The sequence below is a fragment of the Zhongshania sp. genome (assembly GCF_041623545.1).
In the GTDB taxonomy this organism is placed as follows: domain Bacteria; phylum Pseudomonadota; class Gammaproteobacteria; order Pseudomonadales; family Spongiibacteraceae; genus Spongiibacter.
Window position 1 is genome coordinate 38,601 of the sequence record NZ_JBFJWS010000005.1, and the last position, 15,002, is coordinate 53,602.

A 15,002-nucleotide genomic window follows, 5' to 3' on the forward strand; every position below is an offset into this window, starting at 1 on the left:
CCCCGTCTTTTGATAGGCATGAGCTAGTGGCTTTTAAAGAAGATCATGCCAGCGGCTTGCGGGCGATTATTGCGGTGCACAATACAAATTTGGGCCCCGCTATAGGCGGATGTCGGATGTATCCGTACACCTCCGATGAACAAGCGCTAGACGATGTTCTGCGTCTATCACGGGGCATGAGTTACAAATCCGCGCTGGCGGGATTGCCGCTGGGCGGTGGCAAGGCGGTGATTATTGGCGACCCGGCCACGCAAAAAAATCGGCTGTTATTTCGGGCCATGGGTGACTTTATTGAAGGGCTTAATGGCCAATATATTACGGCGGAAGATTCCGGCACTGGCGTTGCTGACCTAAAAATTATCAACGAGCGTACCCGCTATGTTTCTGGGGTAATGGATGGCAGTCAATTTGGCGGTGACCCGTCACCCTATACGGCGCAGGGGGTCTACTGCGGCATTAAAGCGGCGTTGGCGTATCGTCAAAATGTCACGTCACTGAAAGGCGTTCGGGTTGCCGTACAGGGTGCAGGTGCAGTGGGCAGACATTTGACCCAGTTATTAATTAATGACGGCGCTGTGGTATTTGTCGCCGATATTAACCCGAATAATCTCAAGCTGGCGCAAGACCTTGGCGCTGAGTCTGTTAGTCCCGAGGCGATATTTAGCTTAGCTGTCGATGTGCTGGCGCCTTGCGCAATGGGCGGGGTAATTGATGAACAGCGCGTGGGGCAGATAAAGGCTGGGATAATTGCGGGCGCCGCGAATAATCAATTGGCCAATGCGATTCAGGGTGAGCAGCTGCGCCAACAGGGAATTTTGTACGCGCCGGATTTCGTTATCAATGCCGGTGGTATTATTGATGTCTACCATCAGCGGATAGAGGGTTCTTCGGATAATACCGCCGCTCATGTTGAGAGCATAGGCGAGACTTTACAAAAAATTTTTCGGCGTGCAGACAAACTGAGTAAGAATACCGCGACGGTTGCCGAAGAGTTAGCCGAGGAGATATTTCTTCGGCCCATGAAAACCGCTGCGGCGTAAAGCCGCAGCGTACACAGATGTTACTCCGCTCGCTTAATTCCGGAACCGCGCTGTTGCTTCTTGGTATTCGTTTACCAAACTTTGAACAAGGTCTTTGGCGCTAGGAATGTTGTGAATGGCGCCGACGCCTTGACCGGCAGACCAAATGGCCTTCCAAGCTCCTCCGGTTTTTTCACCGTCGGGCGTATCTGCATCTACCGTAAGTTCGTCGCCAAAATCGATTTCGGTAACCGCCTCTAATTTGTGTGGGTCGAGACCGGCATTCACGATACTGGGCTTGAGGAAGTTAGCGAATACGCCTGAGATATTTGGGGTGTAAAAAATATCCGAGGACTTGCAGTCAAGGATCATCTGCTTGTATTCGGGCTGTACCAAGCTCTCCTTGGTATTCAGGAAGCGCGTACCCATATAGGCTAAATCAGCGCCCATTAACTGGGCGGCAGCAATGTCATTGCCCTTGGAAATAGCGCCCGCTAAAAGCAATGTCTTATCAAAAAACTCCCTAATTTCGGCAACGAGCGCGAAGGGGTTGGTCGTACCGGCATGGCCACCGGCACCGGCGCACACCGCAATTAAACCGTCAACGCCGGCGTCGGCTGCTTTACGGGCATGCCGTGCGTTAATTACATCGTGAAATACCACGCCGCCATAGCTGTGAATTGCGTCAATGACTTCTTTTACTGCACCCAATGATGTAATCACAATGGGCACCTGATGTTTTACACACAAGGCAAGATCAGCCTGTAGGCGCGGATTGCTTTTGTGCACAATTAAATTCACCGCAAATGGCGCGGCAGGCGTGTCGCTGTGCTCATTAAACTCATTCAGCGCACCATTGATCGTGTTTAGCCACTCCTCGAAGCCGTCGCTGGTGCGTTGATTCAGCGCGGGAAATGAGCCAACCATGCCAGCTTTACAAGTTTCAATGACCAAGTCAGGTCCCGAGGCCAAGAACATAGGCGCGGCAACAGCGGGCAGGCGAAGGCGGTTTTCAAGTGAAGCGGGTAAGCTCATGGCAATGATTTTCCATCGGCGGTGATTCGAGGCCTTAATGTAGAGGTAATTGCCGTCATAGGGTAGTGTCAGTATTGACATTAAAAGGGTTGATAGTGACACTGCCGCTTTTCGCACTCGAGAAATGATTGTGGCCAAGGTGTTTTTTATTGCTTACCAAGACTGCTACGCCGGTAGCTTGGCAAGCCCACAAGATTTGTACACCGTTGCTAATGCCCATTGGCGCGAGCAGTACAAGGGCCGTGAAGGCGATTTTGAATGGCAAACCCTGTCTGCATCCGGTGAGCCGGTAGTCACGGCGTCGCGACTTAGGGTGGCCGTTGATGGTCCCTTTGTTGATTTGGCGCCGGGCAGCATTATTGTGGTACCGGCAATGGCTTACCCCGGCGGACGGGAATTTAACAAAACCTTAGATTCCCTGCGTAATATTATCGACTGGCTAAAGCGGCAGTATGCAAATGATTGCATCATTTGTACCCACTGCACGGGCAGTTTTGTATTGGCGGAGACCGGTTTGCTCAATGGCTTGTCTGCAACCACGAGCTGGTGGCTGGCGGAACAATTTCGCCAGCGTTATCCAGAAATAACATTACGAGCAGATCAACTGGTGGTCGATGAAGGCCGTCTATTGACGGGCGGAGCCAACGGCGCAGAAATGCTGGCCGCGCTGACCATGGTTGAACGCTACATGGGCCGCGCAGTGGCTTCTCAAAGTGCGCGCACCTTATTAGTGGATACCAACCTCACCCAACAAGCGCCGTATTTAACCTTGCCGCGGCAAAAGCAGCATAGTGATTCCCTTATGCTAGAGGTGCAAGATTATCTAGAGAAAAACCTCAACGCGGCGTTTTCCCTCGATGAGCTAGCCGCGAGATTTTGTATTAGCTCACGCACGCTAATGCGCCGATTTAAAGCGGCGGTTGGCGATACTCCAAATAGTTATTTGCAAAATCTGCGGATAGAGGCCGCCAAAAAATTATTTGAAGCCACTGCGCTGTCTACCGATGCAGTGATGGTGCGGATTGGCTATGCCGACGCCAGTTCGTTTAATCGCTTATTTCAACGTAAAACGGGTTTGAGTCCGAGGGCGTATCGGCTGAAGTTTGGTACGCCCCACGCTTAGACTAGGTTTTTCAATGTGACGGGTTGGCGCTCGCCACTGTGGTGGCCGTCTCAATAAATGGATTGCTCCAGCCCATGAGCTTCGTTTTGGCGCGGGCAATACGTAGCTCCTGCTCGGACACCGGATCTTGCCGCGCCCACGCTTCATACAGACGGCGATTTTGCTTGCTGATTTTTAAACCGTATTGCTTTGCCATATAAAAGTAGCTGCGGGCAATATCACCGCGTATATCGGGCCGGGGTTCAACACGACGCTCTTTAAAGGCTATTTCAACATCGCAGGCACCATAGGCGCGCGCCTCGCCGCTAATCATACCAAACTGAAAGTTGGAGCGGTCGCCATTCACCTCGCCAAGGGCCGGCACTAAATTAAATAGGTCAGCTTCCATTGCCTTAAAAACTGGATCTTTCCGGCATGCCTTGCGCCCGCCAGTCTGCCAGCACTGCAGCTGATGGCCAAATTCCCACGCCGGTACGACGTGCTCCCATTCGATTCTTGCCGCCCGCTTGGCATTTTTGCGCGGTGTATAAGCGCAACTTTGATGATTGGCTAATAGTTTGTTTTTCCCATTCACAGCTTGTTCGGAGTAGCTGCAGCCGCAATAAAAACTCTGCTCTGCCTGCTCACTATGGTACAGGCGAATTAGGCTCTTTTTGGCAGCGGAGAAGCTTTTTGGTGGTGTTGTGGCGTTGGCGAGGTTAGGGAATTGAAAAACCAATAACAGTACAGCAAGGATAAATCTAAACACAAAATTCCTTAATTATTAGGGGCTAACCGACACTGTCCGGTTTTCCAGCCCGCGCAATATAAAGGAGATTAGCGCAAATTAATACTGCTGTTAGATTACTTTTTCTGGTGTGTGATCTTGGCAGTGTTATGGCGCTTTTTTTGTATTGATGTGATTTTTGTTAAAGGTTTCTGCTCCCATCGCGTCAATTTGATAATCGATCATCTTGTGGAAGGCGAATAAAATATTCGTAAAATCCGCCTCCGCGTGGAGCTCGTTCAGCGCGCAGACCCCAGCTTCAATGGTTGATAAACCATCGGCGCGTGGTGATCGTCGAATTCTATACTGGCTGCTGTCGTTTGCATTTATGGCGTAGCATGGCAGAGTATTTAGCCAGGGGTTGAGGTGTATTAAGCGCGCGACTTTACGCCAAGTGCCGTCCAGTAGTATCAAGGTTTTGATGTCAGTTTTTGCCACGGTCTCCCGGGTAATAGGGTTTTCGCCGGGGAAAATGACGAGGCTGTTTGACTGCCAGTTGTCGCCGAGGATCAGTTCTGGGTCGAATACTTCGCCAACAATCAGCTGGGCACCGCTAACGGATTTTGCTAATAGCGGAGCGGACGACAGCGCGTGTTTCGCTTCTTTAGGGTCTTGTAAAATAATGAGGCGATAATCAATATCGCGCATAACCATAACATCACAGAGACAAGTGCGCAGCGGGCGTTCACAGTGTGGGCAGCTGGCTCGTTTCGTCATTTCTAATACTCAGTGAAGAACGCTGCTGGCCGGCGTGAAATTCGCTAAGCGCTGGCCTTCAAGTTGTTCGAGTATAGCTGCGGGTATTGCGGTGGCTTTACCATCGATAGCGTAGACCATCACTACCTCGCATAAGCCGATGCACCGGTCATTTTGGAAGAGCGCTTGATGAATGTGGTAGGCCCTATTGCCAATATGGCCGATGCCGGTTGCCACGTCGACGGGTGCTGGAAATTGCCCTTCGGCTAAGTATTGCAGGCGGGCTTCAACTAAGAGCATTTTGTCCGGTGTACTGGGTTGGTAAAAATCATCACGGCCGGTGACCTGCAATAATAAGCGGGCACGGGCGCTTTCGTAGAACCTAGCAATGGCTAAGTTATTGAGGTGGGTATAGGCATCCATATCACTAAATTGCGTGTCAATGCTTAAGCGGTATGGGTAGGTCGATAATTTAAGCAGCTGTGGATCGGGTTTGTGCGCCATGCTATAGCGGTCTCTCATTTACTTCTAATAGTGGGGATTTTACCGACCCGACGACTATTAGCTAGATTTGCCAGTGAATTAGCGGTGATATTGCTTAAATATAACGGCTTTTTGCGGTGATACGCTAAGCTTGGACTGATAATAAATTGCCTTTTACGCATTTTGCGACGGAAGGAGTGCTGGGTGAGAAAAATAAAAATACTGTTGTTACTTGGCTGCTGTCAATTGCTCGCCTGCGGCAACGGGACATCATCTGAGGTACTGACGGGTTATGTTGAGGCTGAGTATGTTTATCTCAGTGCACTGGAGACTGGCTGGATAGCGTCGAGTGAGGTTCGCGAAGGTGATCGTGTGAGTGCTGGACAGGTGCTGTTGCGTTTGGATAGTGACCGACAAAAAATCGATTTAAATGAAGCGGCACAGCGCGCCAGTCAGGCCCAAGCCCAATGGCGAGATCTGGGCAGTGGTGCCCGCTCTGAAGAGCTAGCTCGTCTCACGGCTCAATATAAAGAAGCCAAGGCAGCCTTAAGGCTTGCCGGTGTGGAACTGAAGCGCTTACAAAATTTACGGAGCAAAGGCGCTAGCTCAGTTGCTGCGGTCGACCGCGCGGCCGCCGAGTTTAGTGCGGCCAAAGCCCGTGTCGAAAGTGCAGGTGCATCGATCACGGTGGCTAAGTTACCCGCGCGGGAAGACGCATTGCTTGCCGCTAAGGCTGCTGCAGAAGCCGCCGAAGCGGGGCTGGCTCGCGCCCAGTGGCGCTTGGATCAACGTCGACTCAGTGCACGGCAAGCAGGTTTGATTGCCGCCGTATATTATCGCCAGGGCGAGCAATTGCCCGCCGGTGCGCCGGCGTTGGCGCTACTACCAGATGATGGTCTAAAAGTTCGGTTCTTTGTTCCGCAGTCGCGGGCATCAGCGTTCTCTGCTGGCACTAAGGTGCAAATACGCCAAGACGGTAGCACGGAGCCGATCACGGCGACTGTCTCGTATTTAGCTGAACAAGTCGAGTTTACCCCGCCGGTAATTTATAGCGTGGCCAATCGCGAGAAGCTGGTGTTTATGGTTGAGGCGCGGCTGCCGGCCAATAGTGGTCTGCACGCTGGTCAGCCGGTCGATGTGGATTTGTTATGAGTGAACTGGTGATCGATGTTCGCGGCTTGAGTAAGCACTTTGCCAATAAGGCTGCGGTGAGCGATGTCAATTTACAAATGCCGCGGGGGCAGGTGTGGGGTTTTTTGGGACCCAATGGCTCGGGTAAGACGACCACAATAAGAATGCTCTGCGGCCTATTAAAGCCCAGCGGTGGCGAGGGCACTTGTTTAGGCTTTGACCTGCGCAGGGAGGCTGAAGCGATACGCCGTCAAACCGGCTATATGACCCAGAAATTTTCCTTTTGGGCTGACCTCAGCGTGCGGGAAAATTTGGATTTTGTCGCTCGAATTTATCAGCTCGATAATCGCCGGCGTTGTGTAGATGACACCTTGGCGGTGCTAGGCCTTGCTCACCGCCAGCGGCAATTGGCCGGGGCTTTGTCCGGTGGTTGGAAGCAGCGTCTGGCATTGGCGGCAGTCACCATGCACAAACCCAAATTGTTGCTCTTAGATGAGCCCACGGCTGGGGTAGATCCCCAAGCGCGGCGAGATTTTTGGGATCAAATTCACCGCCTGTCTAATGAGGGCATGACGGTTCTGGTGTCGACCCATTATATGGATGAGGCCGAACGCTGCGATCATATTGTGTATCTTGCTCACGGCAAATTAATTACCGAAGGCAGTGTGCCGGATATTATTGACCAGTCTGGTCTAGTGAGCTTCCGTGCGGAGGGCCGCGGTGTGCGGGTGTTGGAGCCACTGATGGCGGCTCAGCCGGGTATTGAACACGCGGCGTATTACGGCGCGGCCCTGCATATCAGCGGCCACGACCGCGCCGCACTGGAAGCAGCGGTGGTCAAAGTTGCTGATCGCGGTTACGGCTGGCAGGAAATTAAACCCAGTTTGGAAGACGTGTTTATCGCACTTATGGAACAGAGCGGTGGGGACCAGAGGGCTCACGGATGAATCGCCTCGCTCGTAAATTGGCGCGAATTAACGCGGTGTTCATCAAAGAGTTAATCCAAATGCGCCGAGACCGGCTGACCTTTGCGGTTATGCTCGCTATCCCAATTTTAGAGCTTGTACTATTTGGCTACGCGATTAACACCGACCCCAAACATTTGCCTACCGCGGTCCACGCTGAGGAATTCACGCCAGTGGTGCGCAGTGTGCTCACGGGTCTAGAGAACTCAGAATACTTTGATGTTGTTATCACTAACAGCGACCCGCGCACTAGCGATCATTTGATCGCCAGTGGCGAAGTGGTGTTTATTATAGAAATCCCTGCCGGTTTTACCCGCCAGCTTATCCGCGGCGAACGTCCGCAATTATTGGTATCGGCGGATGCCACCGACCCGGTTGCAGCGTCCAATGCCTTGGGGCGCATTAGTACTATCGTTAACCAAGCCTTAGCCAAAGACTTGACGGGGCCACTGGCGCATTTACGTGCCAGCACGCCAGCGTTTGATTTGGTGGTGCATCCGCGTTACAACCCCGAAGGTATTACCCAATACAATATTGTGCCGGGTTTGCTGGGCGTGATACTGACCATGACCTTGGTGATGATTACTGGCATGGCGATGACCCGCGAGACCGAGCGCGGCACCATGGAAAACTTGCTCGCCATGCCCGGCTCACCCTTTGAAGTGATGATTGGCAAAATACTGCCTTATGTCGGGGTGGGCTCGGTGCAAACGGTGATAGTCCTAGTGGTTGCCCACTGGCTATTTGCCGTGCCCTTTGTTGGCAGTATCGCCCTGTTAGTTTTAAGTGTGGCAATTTTTATTGTCGCTAATCTCGCCTTGGGTTTTACCTTTTCAACCATTGCTCAGTCCCAAATTCAATCAATGCAGTTAACCTTCTTTTTCTTCTTACCCTCCATTCTGTTGTCGGGCTTTATGTTCCCATTTCGGGGTATGCCGGGCTGGGCGCAAACGATTGGTGAGGTTTTGCCTCTTACCCATTTTCTGCGTGTGGTGCGGGGGATTATGCTCAAGGGCTCGGAGTTTAAGGACCTAAGCTACGATCTCGGCGCGATTCTAATTTTTATGGGGGTGGTGAGTTGCGTGGCGATGCTGCGCTACAAGCGGACACTGGATTGATGGCTAGCGATGTCCGAGTCGACCCTAATAAACTTGGCGTGTAGAGTAGGGGGCTTGGCGTTAACAGAGGAGGCAAATAATGCGCGATGCACTAACCGTTGTTAAAAAGGCGGCACCGGTAATGCCGGTTGGCCAATTTAAATCCCTAGACCACGCCAAAGCCTGTGCAGAATTATTTGCCGAAGCGGGCGTGCCCGCCGTGGAGATTACCCTGCGCCATGACGACGCCTGGCAAATGGTGAAAACCTTTAGAGATTTTATGCCCAAGGCCTTAATCGGTGTGGGTACCGTGCTCAATCGCAGGCAAATGCTGCGTGCAGTAGATGAAGCCGATTTTGTGATCAGCCCGGGTTTTTCGCGGGAACTGTCAATGTTAGCGCATAAAACCCTCACTACCTATATCCCCGGAGTGGCAACAGCAACCGAAATTATGGCCGCAATGGCGGAGGAACACCGTGTATTTAAAATGTATCCGGCCACGGCTATTGGTGGCGTCGCCTTGTTAAAAGCACTGACAGGCCCTTTTCCAGAGGCGGTGTTTTGCCCTACCGGTGGTATTTCCGAAGCGAACTACCAAGAGTATCTGGCTTTGCCTAATGTGGCTTGCGTGGGCGGTAGTTGGCTCGTGCCAAGCGAGGAGGCCTTGGCAAAGGACCGGGACGGCTATTTAAGTATGTTGCATAACTTGTATAGCGCAGTAGTTTAATTTACTCGGCTGGTTTGTCGGCACTATGAGTTTGAAACGGCCAGTACAATTGTTCTAAATAGTTTTTCGGCATTGCGCCCTGCACACCGACCTCACTGGCCGTAAGCTGCTGTGCGTGGTATCTAAAGGTGCCAAATACAATATCCCAGACAGACCAAAACTCGCCAAAGTTTACCTGGGCGTCTTGGTAATCCCGTTTGTGGTGCCAGCGATGTACTTCTGCAGTACTAATCAGGTAGCGCAGCGGGCCAATGCGGTAGTTGAGATTGGCATGCTGAAAAGCTAAGTGCACCGCGATAATTGCAAACCAGCCTCCTATGATTGCGGCGGGCGCGCCGAGTAATACCGCCGCGATTAAGCCGGGGCCGGCGAGTAGTAGGGCACTGACGGGGTGGCGTCGCTCTCCGTTTAACCAGTACAGGCGTTCGGCGCTGTGGTGCAAAGCGTGAAACTTCCAGAGTAACGGAACTTGATGACTTAGCCAGTGCATCCCCCACAGGCCAAAATCAATAATGAGTCCTGCATAGAAAATTTGTAGGGCAATTGGGGCGTGCACAGGCCAGGCTGAACTGATTGGAAGTTGCTGGCGAAACAGGCTGACAATTTCGGCACTGACAAAAATGAGCGTGAGGCTAAATGCGGCATGCAGTATATCGGCGCCGCTGTCACCGTGGTCTTTGTTCCAGCGATCAATATACGGTGATACGCGCTCGAGGAGAGCGACGGCGCTGATGCCAAGTGCCGCGATCATTGGCGACAGCGGCCAGTAGGGTAGTTGCTGAATTAATACCCATACCTGTGCAATCGCAGTCATTCCAAAAATAATGGGGTACGCGCCCCAGCGTATAAAGCTTTGCATTGTCATAATCCTCAAATGGAATACTTAGTTTGCCACCTTGGCACCAGAGAGGATTGTATGAATCAGCTGCGCGTTAATGTGGGGTAAAGGCTTGGCTTGCGGTTGAGACGGTAATACCAAACGCGGCACTAAAGCTATTGCTGAAGTGCGCCTGGTCGTTAAATCCACCAATGAGTGCGGCGTCAGCGGCGGGCACACCTCGCAATAGTGCCTCAATGGCGATACGTAACTTTAACCATTTTTTGTAACTGCGCAGGGGAATACCTGTTTGCTCTTTAAACCAGTGTGAAAATCGACTTGGCGATAGGCCGAGACTCGTCGCTAATTGCTTGCGTGTGTATTCGGCTTCAGCCACAGCATCGTTGAGTTGCATTAGTAGCTGCGCCAACCTAGGGTCTGCGCCTGTTTGGCGCTGTGTATTTTGTTGGATATTGATGAGTATGGATTCTAGATTTGAGTCTGCAGATATACGTAAAAATGTCGGGTGCAAGTCGGATTTTTTCAGCACGGCGACGCCGTTCCGCGCGGGTGGCTGCAAAAATAATGCATCGGTAAAATTGCTGGCGGGATCAATATAAATAGACACCACATGGCCCTGTTGTAAACGGTGTGGTGTTCCTGCGGGAATAATGGCGACTTGGCACACATGGCTGGCACTTGCCGTGTCAACGACGAACTCGTCGTGCAGGGCGATGGTGATTTGCGTTGCCCAGTGCGTGTGAAAATGGCTGTCGCCCACCGTGCCGCGGAAAATACCCACGCCAGCATTGATCGCTGCATTTCCTTGCCATGTTGATGTTTTCTTATTTGTCACGGTGCCCAGTAAATCTCTACAGGTACCTGCTGCTGATGCAATACCAGTGAAATGGGGAAATCGGCGTCTTTGGCTAAGGCACGCTCAAGCACGTCGCGTTTGGCCTTGCCAAACACTTGAATCACAATTTTTTCGCTGTTGAAGACGGCGGCGGGGGTGAGGCTGATCCGGGAGTATGGCGCCGCGCCGGGGTGAACCGCAATGCAATGCTGTTCGTGGGCCGCCATTAGTATCTCGTACTCCTTGGCGTCGTGAAACCATGAGGCAGTGTGGCCGTCGTTGCCCATACCGAGATGAACAAGGCTCAGGGGCCAATCCAATTCCGCCAGCGCTTCTTCGCAGGCGTATTGGCCGTCGTCGACATCGGCAGCCGTATTTTTTAAAGGTAAATAACGCGACTGGCTCGCTGGTCCAGTGAACAAGGTTTTGTTGAGCAAGGCTTGATTACTGTCGGGATGCTCAGCGGGCAGCCAGCGATCATCGACGAGCAGGGTTTGCACCTTGGCCCAGTCCAATGGCTTCTTGCCGAGCAGCGTCAGCATCTCTTCGGGTGTGGAACCGCCAGAGACCGCAAGGCTAGCTGCGCCCGAGCGCGTTAGACTGGTGTTTAAGACTTTGGCAATATCGTCACTTAATACCGCGTTTAACTCTTTGCGATTGGGTAATAAAATAAGGGTTGGTTTTTTATTCATGCCAGCTTCTCCCAGTTTTTTCCGGCAGCGCCAGTGCCGCATTCGGCCCCATGCTGCCAGCCGCATAGCTTTTGGGCTGAATACCCGCCTCCTGCCACGCACTTATAATGCCGTCTACCCATGCCCAGCAGGCCTCCACTTCATCGCGGCGCATAAATAGGGTTTGGTCACCCTCTAATACATCTAATAATAGCCGCTCATAGGCTTCGTGGGCCTGCAATTCATCGTGTAAGTCTGGGTCTAAATTTAGCTCAACTTGTTCGAGTTTGAGCTGCCTGCTTAAGCCCGGCTTTTTATTTACTTTATACAAAGTAATATTTTCTTCGGGTTGCAGGCGAATCACCAGCTTATTGGGTAGGTCGTTGGGGTCGCCTTCAAACAGGCTAAAAGGGTGTTTTTTAAGTTCGACAATAATCTCGGAAAAGCGCCTGCTCAGGCGTTTGCCGGTGCGCAAATAAAAGGGCGTGCCCTCCCAGCGCCAATTGTGGACGTCGACTTGCAGGGCAACAAAAGTCTCAGTGTTTTCACTATCTTCAAAGCCTGTTTCATCGAGAAATGCCGCTACGGGCGCCGCGTTAACAGCGCCCGCAAGATACTGGCCGCGCACGGTTTTCGCTTTTACATTACTGGCGGTAATAGGGCGCAGGGCCTGCAGTACTTTGACTTTTTCGTCGCGAATGGTATCGGCGCGCAGATTGGCTGGGGGCTCCATGGCCACCAAACACAAAAGCTGTAAGAGGTGGTTTTGCACCATATCCCGCAGGGCGCCCGTTTTCGCGTAGAAGTCGCCACGACCTTCAACGCCAATATCTTCGGCCACGGTAATTTGAATGTTGTCGATATATTGGCTATTCCACAGCGGGCCAAACAGGGCGTTGCCAAAACGCAACACTAATAAGTTTTGCACGGTTTCTTTGCCGAGGTAGTGATCAATGCGGAAGATGTTTTGTTCCGGGAAAACTTGCAGCACCTCGTGATTGATCTCGGTACAGCTGGCTAAGTCGTGGCCGAGGGGCTTTTCCAAAACCACCCGCGACTGGGCGTTGACCACGCCAATACTGTGTAAATTCCGGCAGATGCTGGTGTAGAGCGTGGAGTGGGTGGCCAGATAGAAAACCGTTGTCGCCGAGCTATGCTGATTAACCGCGTCACTGAGGCGGTGGTAATCTTTGAGGGAATTAACATCTAAACTGACAAAATGAAGTTTACTGGCAAAGGTCTGCCAGTGTTGCTCGTCCCAAAAATGCGCGGGCAAAAACTCTTGCATCTTAGTGTTAACAATTTGTCGGTAGTCCTCATCGCTGCTGTTGGCGCGGCCCAGGGCAATGATGGCGGTCACATTGTCTAAAAACCCTTCGCGCTGCAATTTGTAAAGGGCGGGTTGCAGCTTGCGCAGGGCAAGGTCGCCGGTGCCGCCGAATATAACAAGTTGGGTGGTCTGGCTCTGGGTCATCGCTACACTCTTCAGCTAATACATTGATGGTGGCTCGCCTGTTTTCAGCATAGAACTTTTCATGGCTCATTCATACCGCTGTACTGAGTTCAAGTATGGTATAAAAAAATGAATGCGGTACAGTGTGGCGAGTTTATTGAGGGAGCGACAGTGATTCGACCAGCAGAGAGTAAAGACAGCGCGGTGGCGGCAGGCTTAGTATTTTTGTCGGGGCCAGCTGCCTTTGAACATATTTTTGGTTCCGGCCACGACCCGGATATTCGCGACTTTTTAAAGGCTGAATTCGCCAAACCGGCGACCATGTTCAGCCACCGTCATCATTTTGTTTACGAACAGGATGGTCAGCTTATCGCTACCATCGGCGGTTTTGATAAGCCCAGTCACGACGCAACGCTTATGGGCAATGCCAAGGCTATTTTTAGCCAATATGGTTGGCGGGGCATTGTAAAAGGCTTAATGTTTGAGTTGCGGCTGGTTAAGCCGCCTCGCAAAGGCTGTTATTACTTGTGCCATATCGCCGTCGATCCCCAGTGGCGCGGCAAGGGGATCGCGGCGCAGCTCATTGATTTTATGACTGTCCGGGCCCAAGGGCTGGGGTACTCGACCTTGAGCTTGGACGTGGCAGAATTAAATATTGGGGCTTTGCGTTTATATCAACAGATGGGCTTTAAGCTTGTGAAACGCAATAAAAGCTATAACAGTGTTTTAGATAACCATCTTTATATGGAAAAGACCCTGTAAGCCTGTATTTATCGAGGTGATAGAAACGGGGAAGGGTGGCTGGCTTAGGCCTTGCCGAGATTTTGGCCGCCAAGTGGGCCAAGGGTTTCGCCGCCGGCACTGTAAATCGGCGTGTCATTATTACTCGCGCCAAGAATCTCTAGCGCGCGTTTGCCGTAGCGAGCCTGGGCGCTAATGTCTGCGCCAGCCTGTACATTCAAGGCTTGGCAGCGGCTGAGTATACTGAGGGTTTCCTGCCAAAGTGCTTCGTTGTGATTGTTGGCAGTGCTGGCCAATTGGCCACGGCGCTTTTCGAGTAGTTCCAAGCTCTGCACCAAATCCATTTTTTGCTGAACAACTGTTTCAAGTTGTTCAGGTTCCCGAGCAAGTTTTAAGATTCGGGCTTCTTCGCCCAGCAAGGCTTCTAAGCGCAGCGCTTCAGTGTGGATGGTGTTCAGGACTTCGCTTAGTTCATCGCTCATATTTAGCTGCCGCTGAGGGCTTCCATATTAACTAGTGCCGCTGCCACTTTATTGGCGTCGATGTTGAACTCGCCATTGCGGATCGCGGTTTTGATGGCCTCAACTTTTTGGCGGTCAATGCCGTCACTGCTATTCACTTGGTCGCGGGTGCGCTCCAGCAGCGGGGTTTCCGCAACCGGACTTTTAGCGGTGCTGGCGGCGGCAGTGCTTGCCGGGCTGCTTTCTGCTTTGCTGGCACCGGTACGCCCGCTGTCTAGCTTGCGGGTCTGACTCAGCGAGGAGCCATCGATACGGTCAACCATTGTTAAATCCTCTTTAAATAGCTTTCGTCTGTTATATCGGCACTATTAGCTAAAACTTTAGCACGAATTTACGCTGTCGAGCATGGTGGTTTACCCCAAGGCCGTCATCAGTTGAGGAGAACGGTGTTATCCGATGCCACAACGCCTTCCAACTGTTTACCAGAGTTGAGATTTTTAACCAAAATCCGCTTCCCCAAGGCCCCGTTTTGCAGGGCGATGCCCATCATACTCACACTGACCGGGCCATCATTACTATTGAGCTGCACCCGCTGGCCCTTACTAATAATGCTGCTGGCGGTAACCATATTGGGGGTGAGCACTGCGCCTTGGGCAATGCTCTGGCGACTCTGATAGCCGCCTTTATCCCCTAAAGATCGCAAGTAGCCGTAGCCCAAGCTAGTGATGTCGCGCTTGCTCCAGCTAATGTCATTGGCGCTTATTTCAGTGCCGGGGGCAATAGGGTGACGGGCAACCATTACCTTGGCGTAGGCCTCCACCGTGACCGGTAGATAAATTTTCCAGGGTTTGGCCCCAGCGGTGCAGCGCACACCGACGGTTGTTCTGCGTTTGATTTTTGCCCCGTTTGACAGAAATGCTTCGAGCTTGCCTGGACAGCTACTGAGCTGGGTTCTTGGGTC

At 52.0% G+C, this 15,002-nt stretch carries 18 protein-coding genes; 7 read left to right on the forward strand and 11 right to left on the reverse strand.

Annotated features, from left to right (window positions below):
• Positions 1-26 precede the first annotated feature (26 nt).
• Complete coding sequence (locus ABYT30_RS01845) at positions 27-1,040, forward strand: Glu/Leu/Phe/Val dehydrogenase (RefSeq protein ID WP_373094967.1); 1,014 nt, start codon at positions 27-29, stop codon at positions 1,038-1,040.
• Positions 1,041-1,073: 33 nt separating this feature from the next.
• On the opposite strand, the gene ABYT30_RS01850 is transcribed toward ABYT30_RS01845, so the two are convergent.
• Entirely contained in the window at positions 1,074-2,135 is a 1,062-nt protein-coding gene (locus tag ABYT30_RS01850; RefSeq protein ID WP_373077249.1) for an NAD(P)H-dependent flavin oxidoreductase, read from the reverse strand.
• 49 nt (positions 2,136-2,184) lie between these two features.
• On the opposite strand from ABYT30_RS01850, the gene ABYT30_RS01855 reads away from it, so the two are divergent.
• Positions 2,185-3,177, forward strand: a complete 993-nt coding sequence (locus ABYT30_RS01855) for a GlxA family transcriptional regulator (RefSeq protein ID WP_373077247.1) — start codon at positions 2,185-2,187, stop codon at positions 3,175-3,177.
• 10 nt (positions 3,178-3,187) lie between these two features.
• Here ABYT30_RS01855 and ABYT30_RS01860 read toward each other — a convergent pair whose 3' ends face one another.
• The 3 genes from ABYT30_RS01860 to ABYT30_RS01870 form a co-directional block, all read right to left on the reverse strand.
• Positions 3,188-3,925 carry an endonuclease gene (locus tag ABYT30_RS01860; protein WP_373077245.1) on the reverse strand — a complete coding sequence of 246 codons (738 nt, stop codon included), beginning with the start codon at positions 3,923-3,925 and terminating at the stop codon, positions 3,188-3,190.
• A 126-nt stretch (positions 3,926-4,051) separates the two neighbouring features.
• Positions 4,052-4,660, reverse strand: coding sequence for a tRNA-uridine aminocarboxypropyltransferase (locus ABYT30_RS01865; protein ID WP_373077243.1), 609 nt, complete (start codon positions 4,658-4,660; stop codon positions 4,052-4,054).
• A 9-nt stretch (positions 4,661-4,669) separates the two neighbouring features.
• Entirely contained in the window at positions 4,670-5,143 is a 474-nt protein-coding gene (locus ABYT30_RS01870) for an acyl-CoA thioesterase (protein WP_373077241.1), read from the reverse strand.
• Positions 5,144-5,326: 183 nt separating this feature from the next.
• On the opposite strand from ABYT30_RS01870, the gene ABYT30_RS01875 reads away from it, so the two are divergent.
• The 4 genes from ABYT30_RS01875 to eda all read left to right on the forward strand — a co-directional run bounded on the left by ABYT30_RS01875 (position 5,327) and on the right by eda (position 9,042).
• Positions 5,327-6,274, forward strand: a complete 948-nt coding sequence (locus ABYT30_RS01875; protein WP_373094969.1) for an HlyD family secretion protein — start codon at positions 5,327-5,329, stop codon at positions 6,272-6,274.
• Positions 6,271-7,200, forward strand: a complete 930-nt coding sequence (locus ABYT30_RS01880; RefSeq protein WP_373077237.1) for an ABC transporter ATP-binding protein — start codon at positions 6,271-6,273, stop codon at positions 7,198-7,200. Before ABYT30_RS01875 ends, ABYT30_RS01880 begins: the two co-directional genes overlap by 4 nt.
• Entirely contained in the window at positions 7,197-8,336 is a 1,140-nt protein-coding gene (locus ABYT30_RS01885) for an ABC transporter permease (RefSeq protein WP_373077235.1), read from the forward strand. Before ABYT30_RS01880 ends, ABYT30_RS01885 begins: the two co-directional genes overlap by 4 nt.
• A 79-nt stretch (positions 8,337-8,415) precedes the next feature.
• Positions 8,416-9,042 carry a bifunctional 4-hydroxy-2-oxoglutarate aldolase/2-dehydro-3-deoxy-phosphogluconate aldolase gene (gene eda, locus ABYT30_RS01890; protein WP_373094972.1) on the forward strand — a complete coding sequence of 209 codons (627 nt, stop codon included), beginning with the start codon at positions 8,416-8,418 and terminating at the stop codon, positions 9,040-9,042.
• Position 9,043: 1 nt separating this feature from the next.
• Here eda and ABYT30_RS01895 read toward each other — a convergent pair whose 3' ends face one another.
• The 4 genes from ABYT30_RS01895 to zwf form a co-directional block, all read right to left on the reverse strand.
• A complete protein-coding gene (locus ABYT30_RS01895; RefSeq protein WP_373094975.1) occupies positions 9,044-9,901 on the reverse strand; it encodes a sterol desaturase family protein in 858 nt (285 codons plus the stop codon).
• Positions 9,902-9,974: 73 nt separating this feature from the next.
• Positions 9,975-10,715, reverse strand: a complete 741-nt coding sequence (locus tag ABYT30_RS01900) for a helix-turn-helix domain-containing protein (RefSeq protein ID WP_373094977.1) — start codon at positions 10,713-10,715, stop codon at positions 9,975-9,977.
• Positions 10,712-11,407 carry a 6-phosphogluconolactonase gene (gene pgl / locus ABYT30_RS01905; protein ID WP_373077227.1) on the reverse strand — a complete coding sequence of 232 codons (696 nt, stop codon included), beginning with the start codon at positions 11,405-11,407 and terminating at the stop codon, positions 10,712-10,714. The genes ABYT30_RS01900 and pgl overlap by 4 nt, the downstream gene beginning before the upstream one ends.
• A complete protein-coding gene (gene zwf, locus ABYT30_RS01910) occupies positions 11,400-12,860 on the reverse strand; it encodes a glucose-6-phosphate dehydrogenase (protein ID WP_373077225.1) in 1,461 nt (486 codons plus the stop codon). The genes pgl and zwf overlap by 8 nt, the downstream gene beginning before the upstream one ends.
• A gap of 108 nt (positions 12,861-12,968) precedes the next feature.
• Here zwf and ABYT30_RS01915 point away from each other — a divergent pair, with 108 nt between their 5' ends.
• Positions 12,969-13,601, forward strand: a complete 633-nt coding sequence (locus ABYT30_RS01915) for a GNAT family N-acetyltransferase (protein WP_373094979.1) — start codon at positions 12,969-12,971, stop codon at positions 13,599-13,601.
• Positions 13,602-13,645: 44 nt separating this feature from the next.
• Here ABYT30_RS01915 and ABYT30_RS01920 read toward each other — a convergent pair whose 3' ends face one another.
• The 3 genes from ABYT30_RS01920 to flgA all read right to left on the reverse strand — a co-directional run.
• Positions 13,646-14,062: a flagella synthesis protein FlgN gene (locus ABYT30_RS01920; protein WP_373077221.1), complete on the reverse strand. Its 417-nt coding sequence runs from the start codon at positions 14,060-14,062 to the stop codon at positions 13,646-13,648.
• Positions 14,063-14,064: 2 nt separating this feature from the next.
• On the reverse strand, positions 14,065-14,364 hold the full coding sequence (gene flgM, locus ABYT30_RS01925) for a flagellar biosynthesis anti-sigma factor FlgM (protein WP_373077219.1): 300 nt from the start codon (positions 14,362-14,364) through the stop codon (positions 14,065-14,067).
• A 107-nt stretch (positions 14,365-14,471) separates the two neighbouring features.
• Positions 14,472-15,002: flagellar basal body P-ring formation chaperone FlgA (gene flgA / locus ABYT30_RS01930; protein ID WP_373094980.1), on the reverse strand; the 531-nt coding region annotated here is incomplete at its 5' end.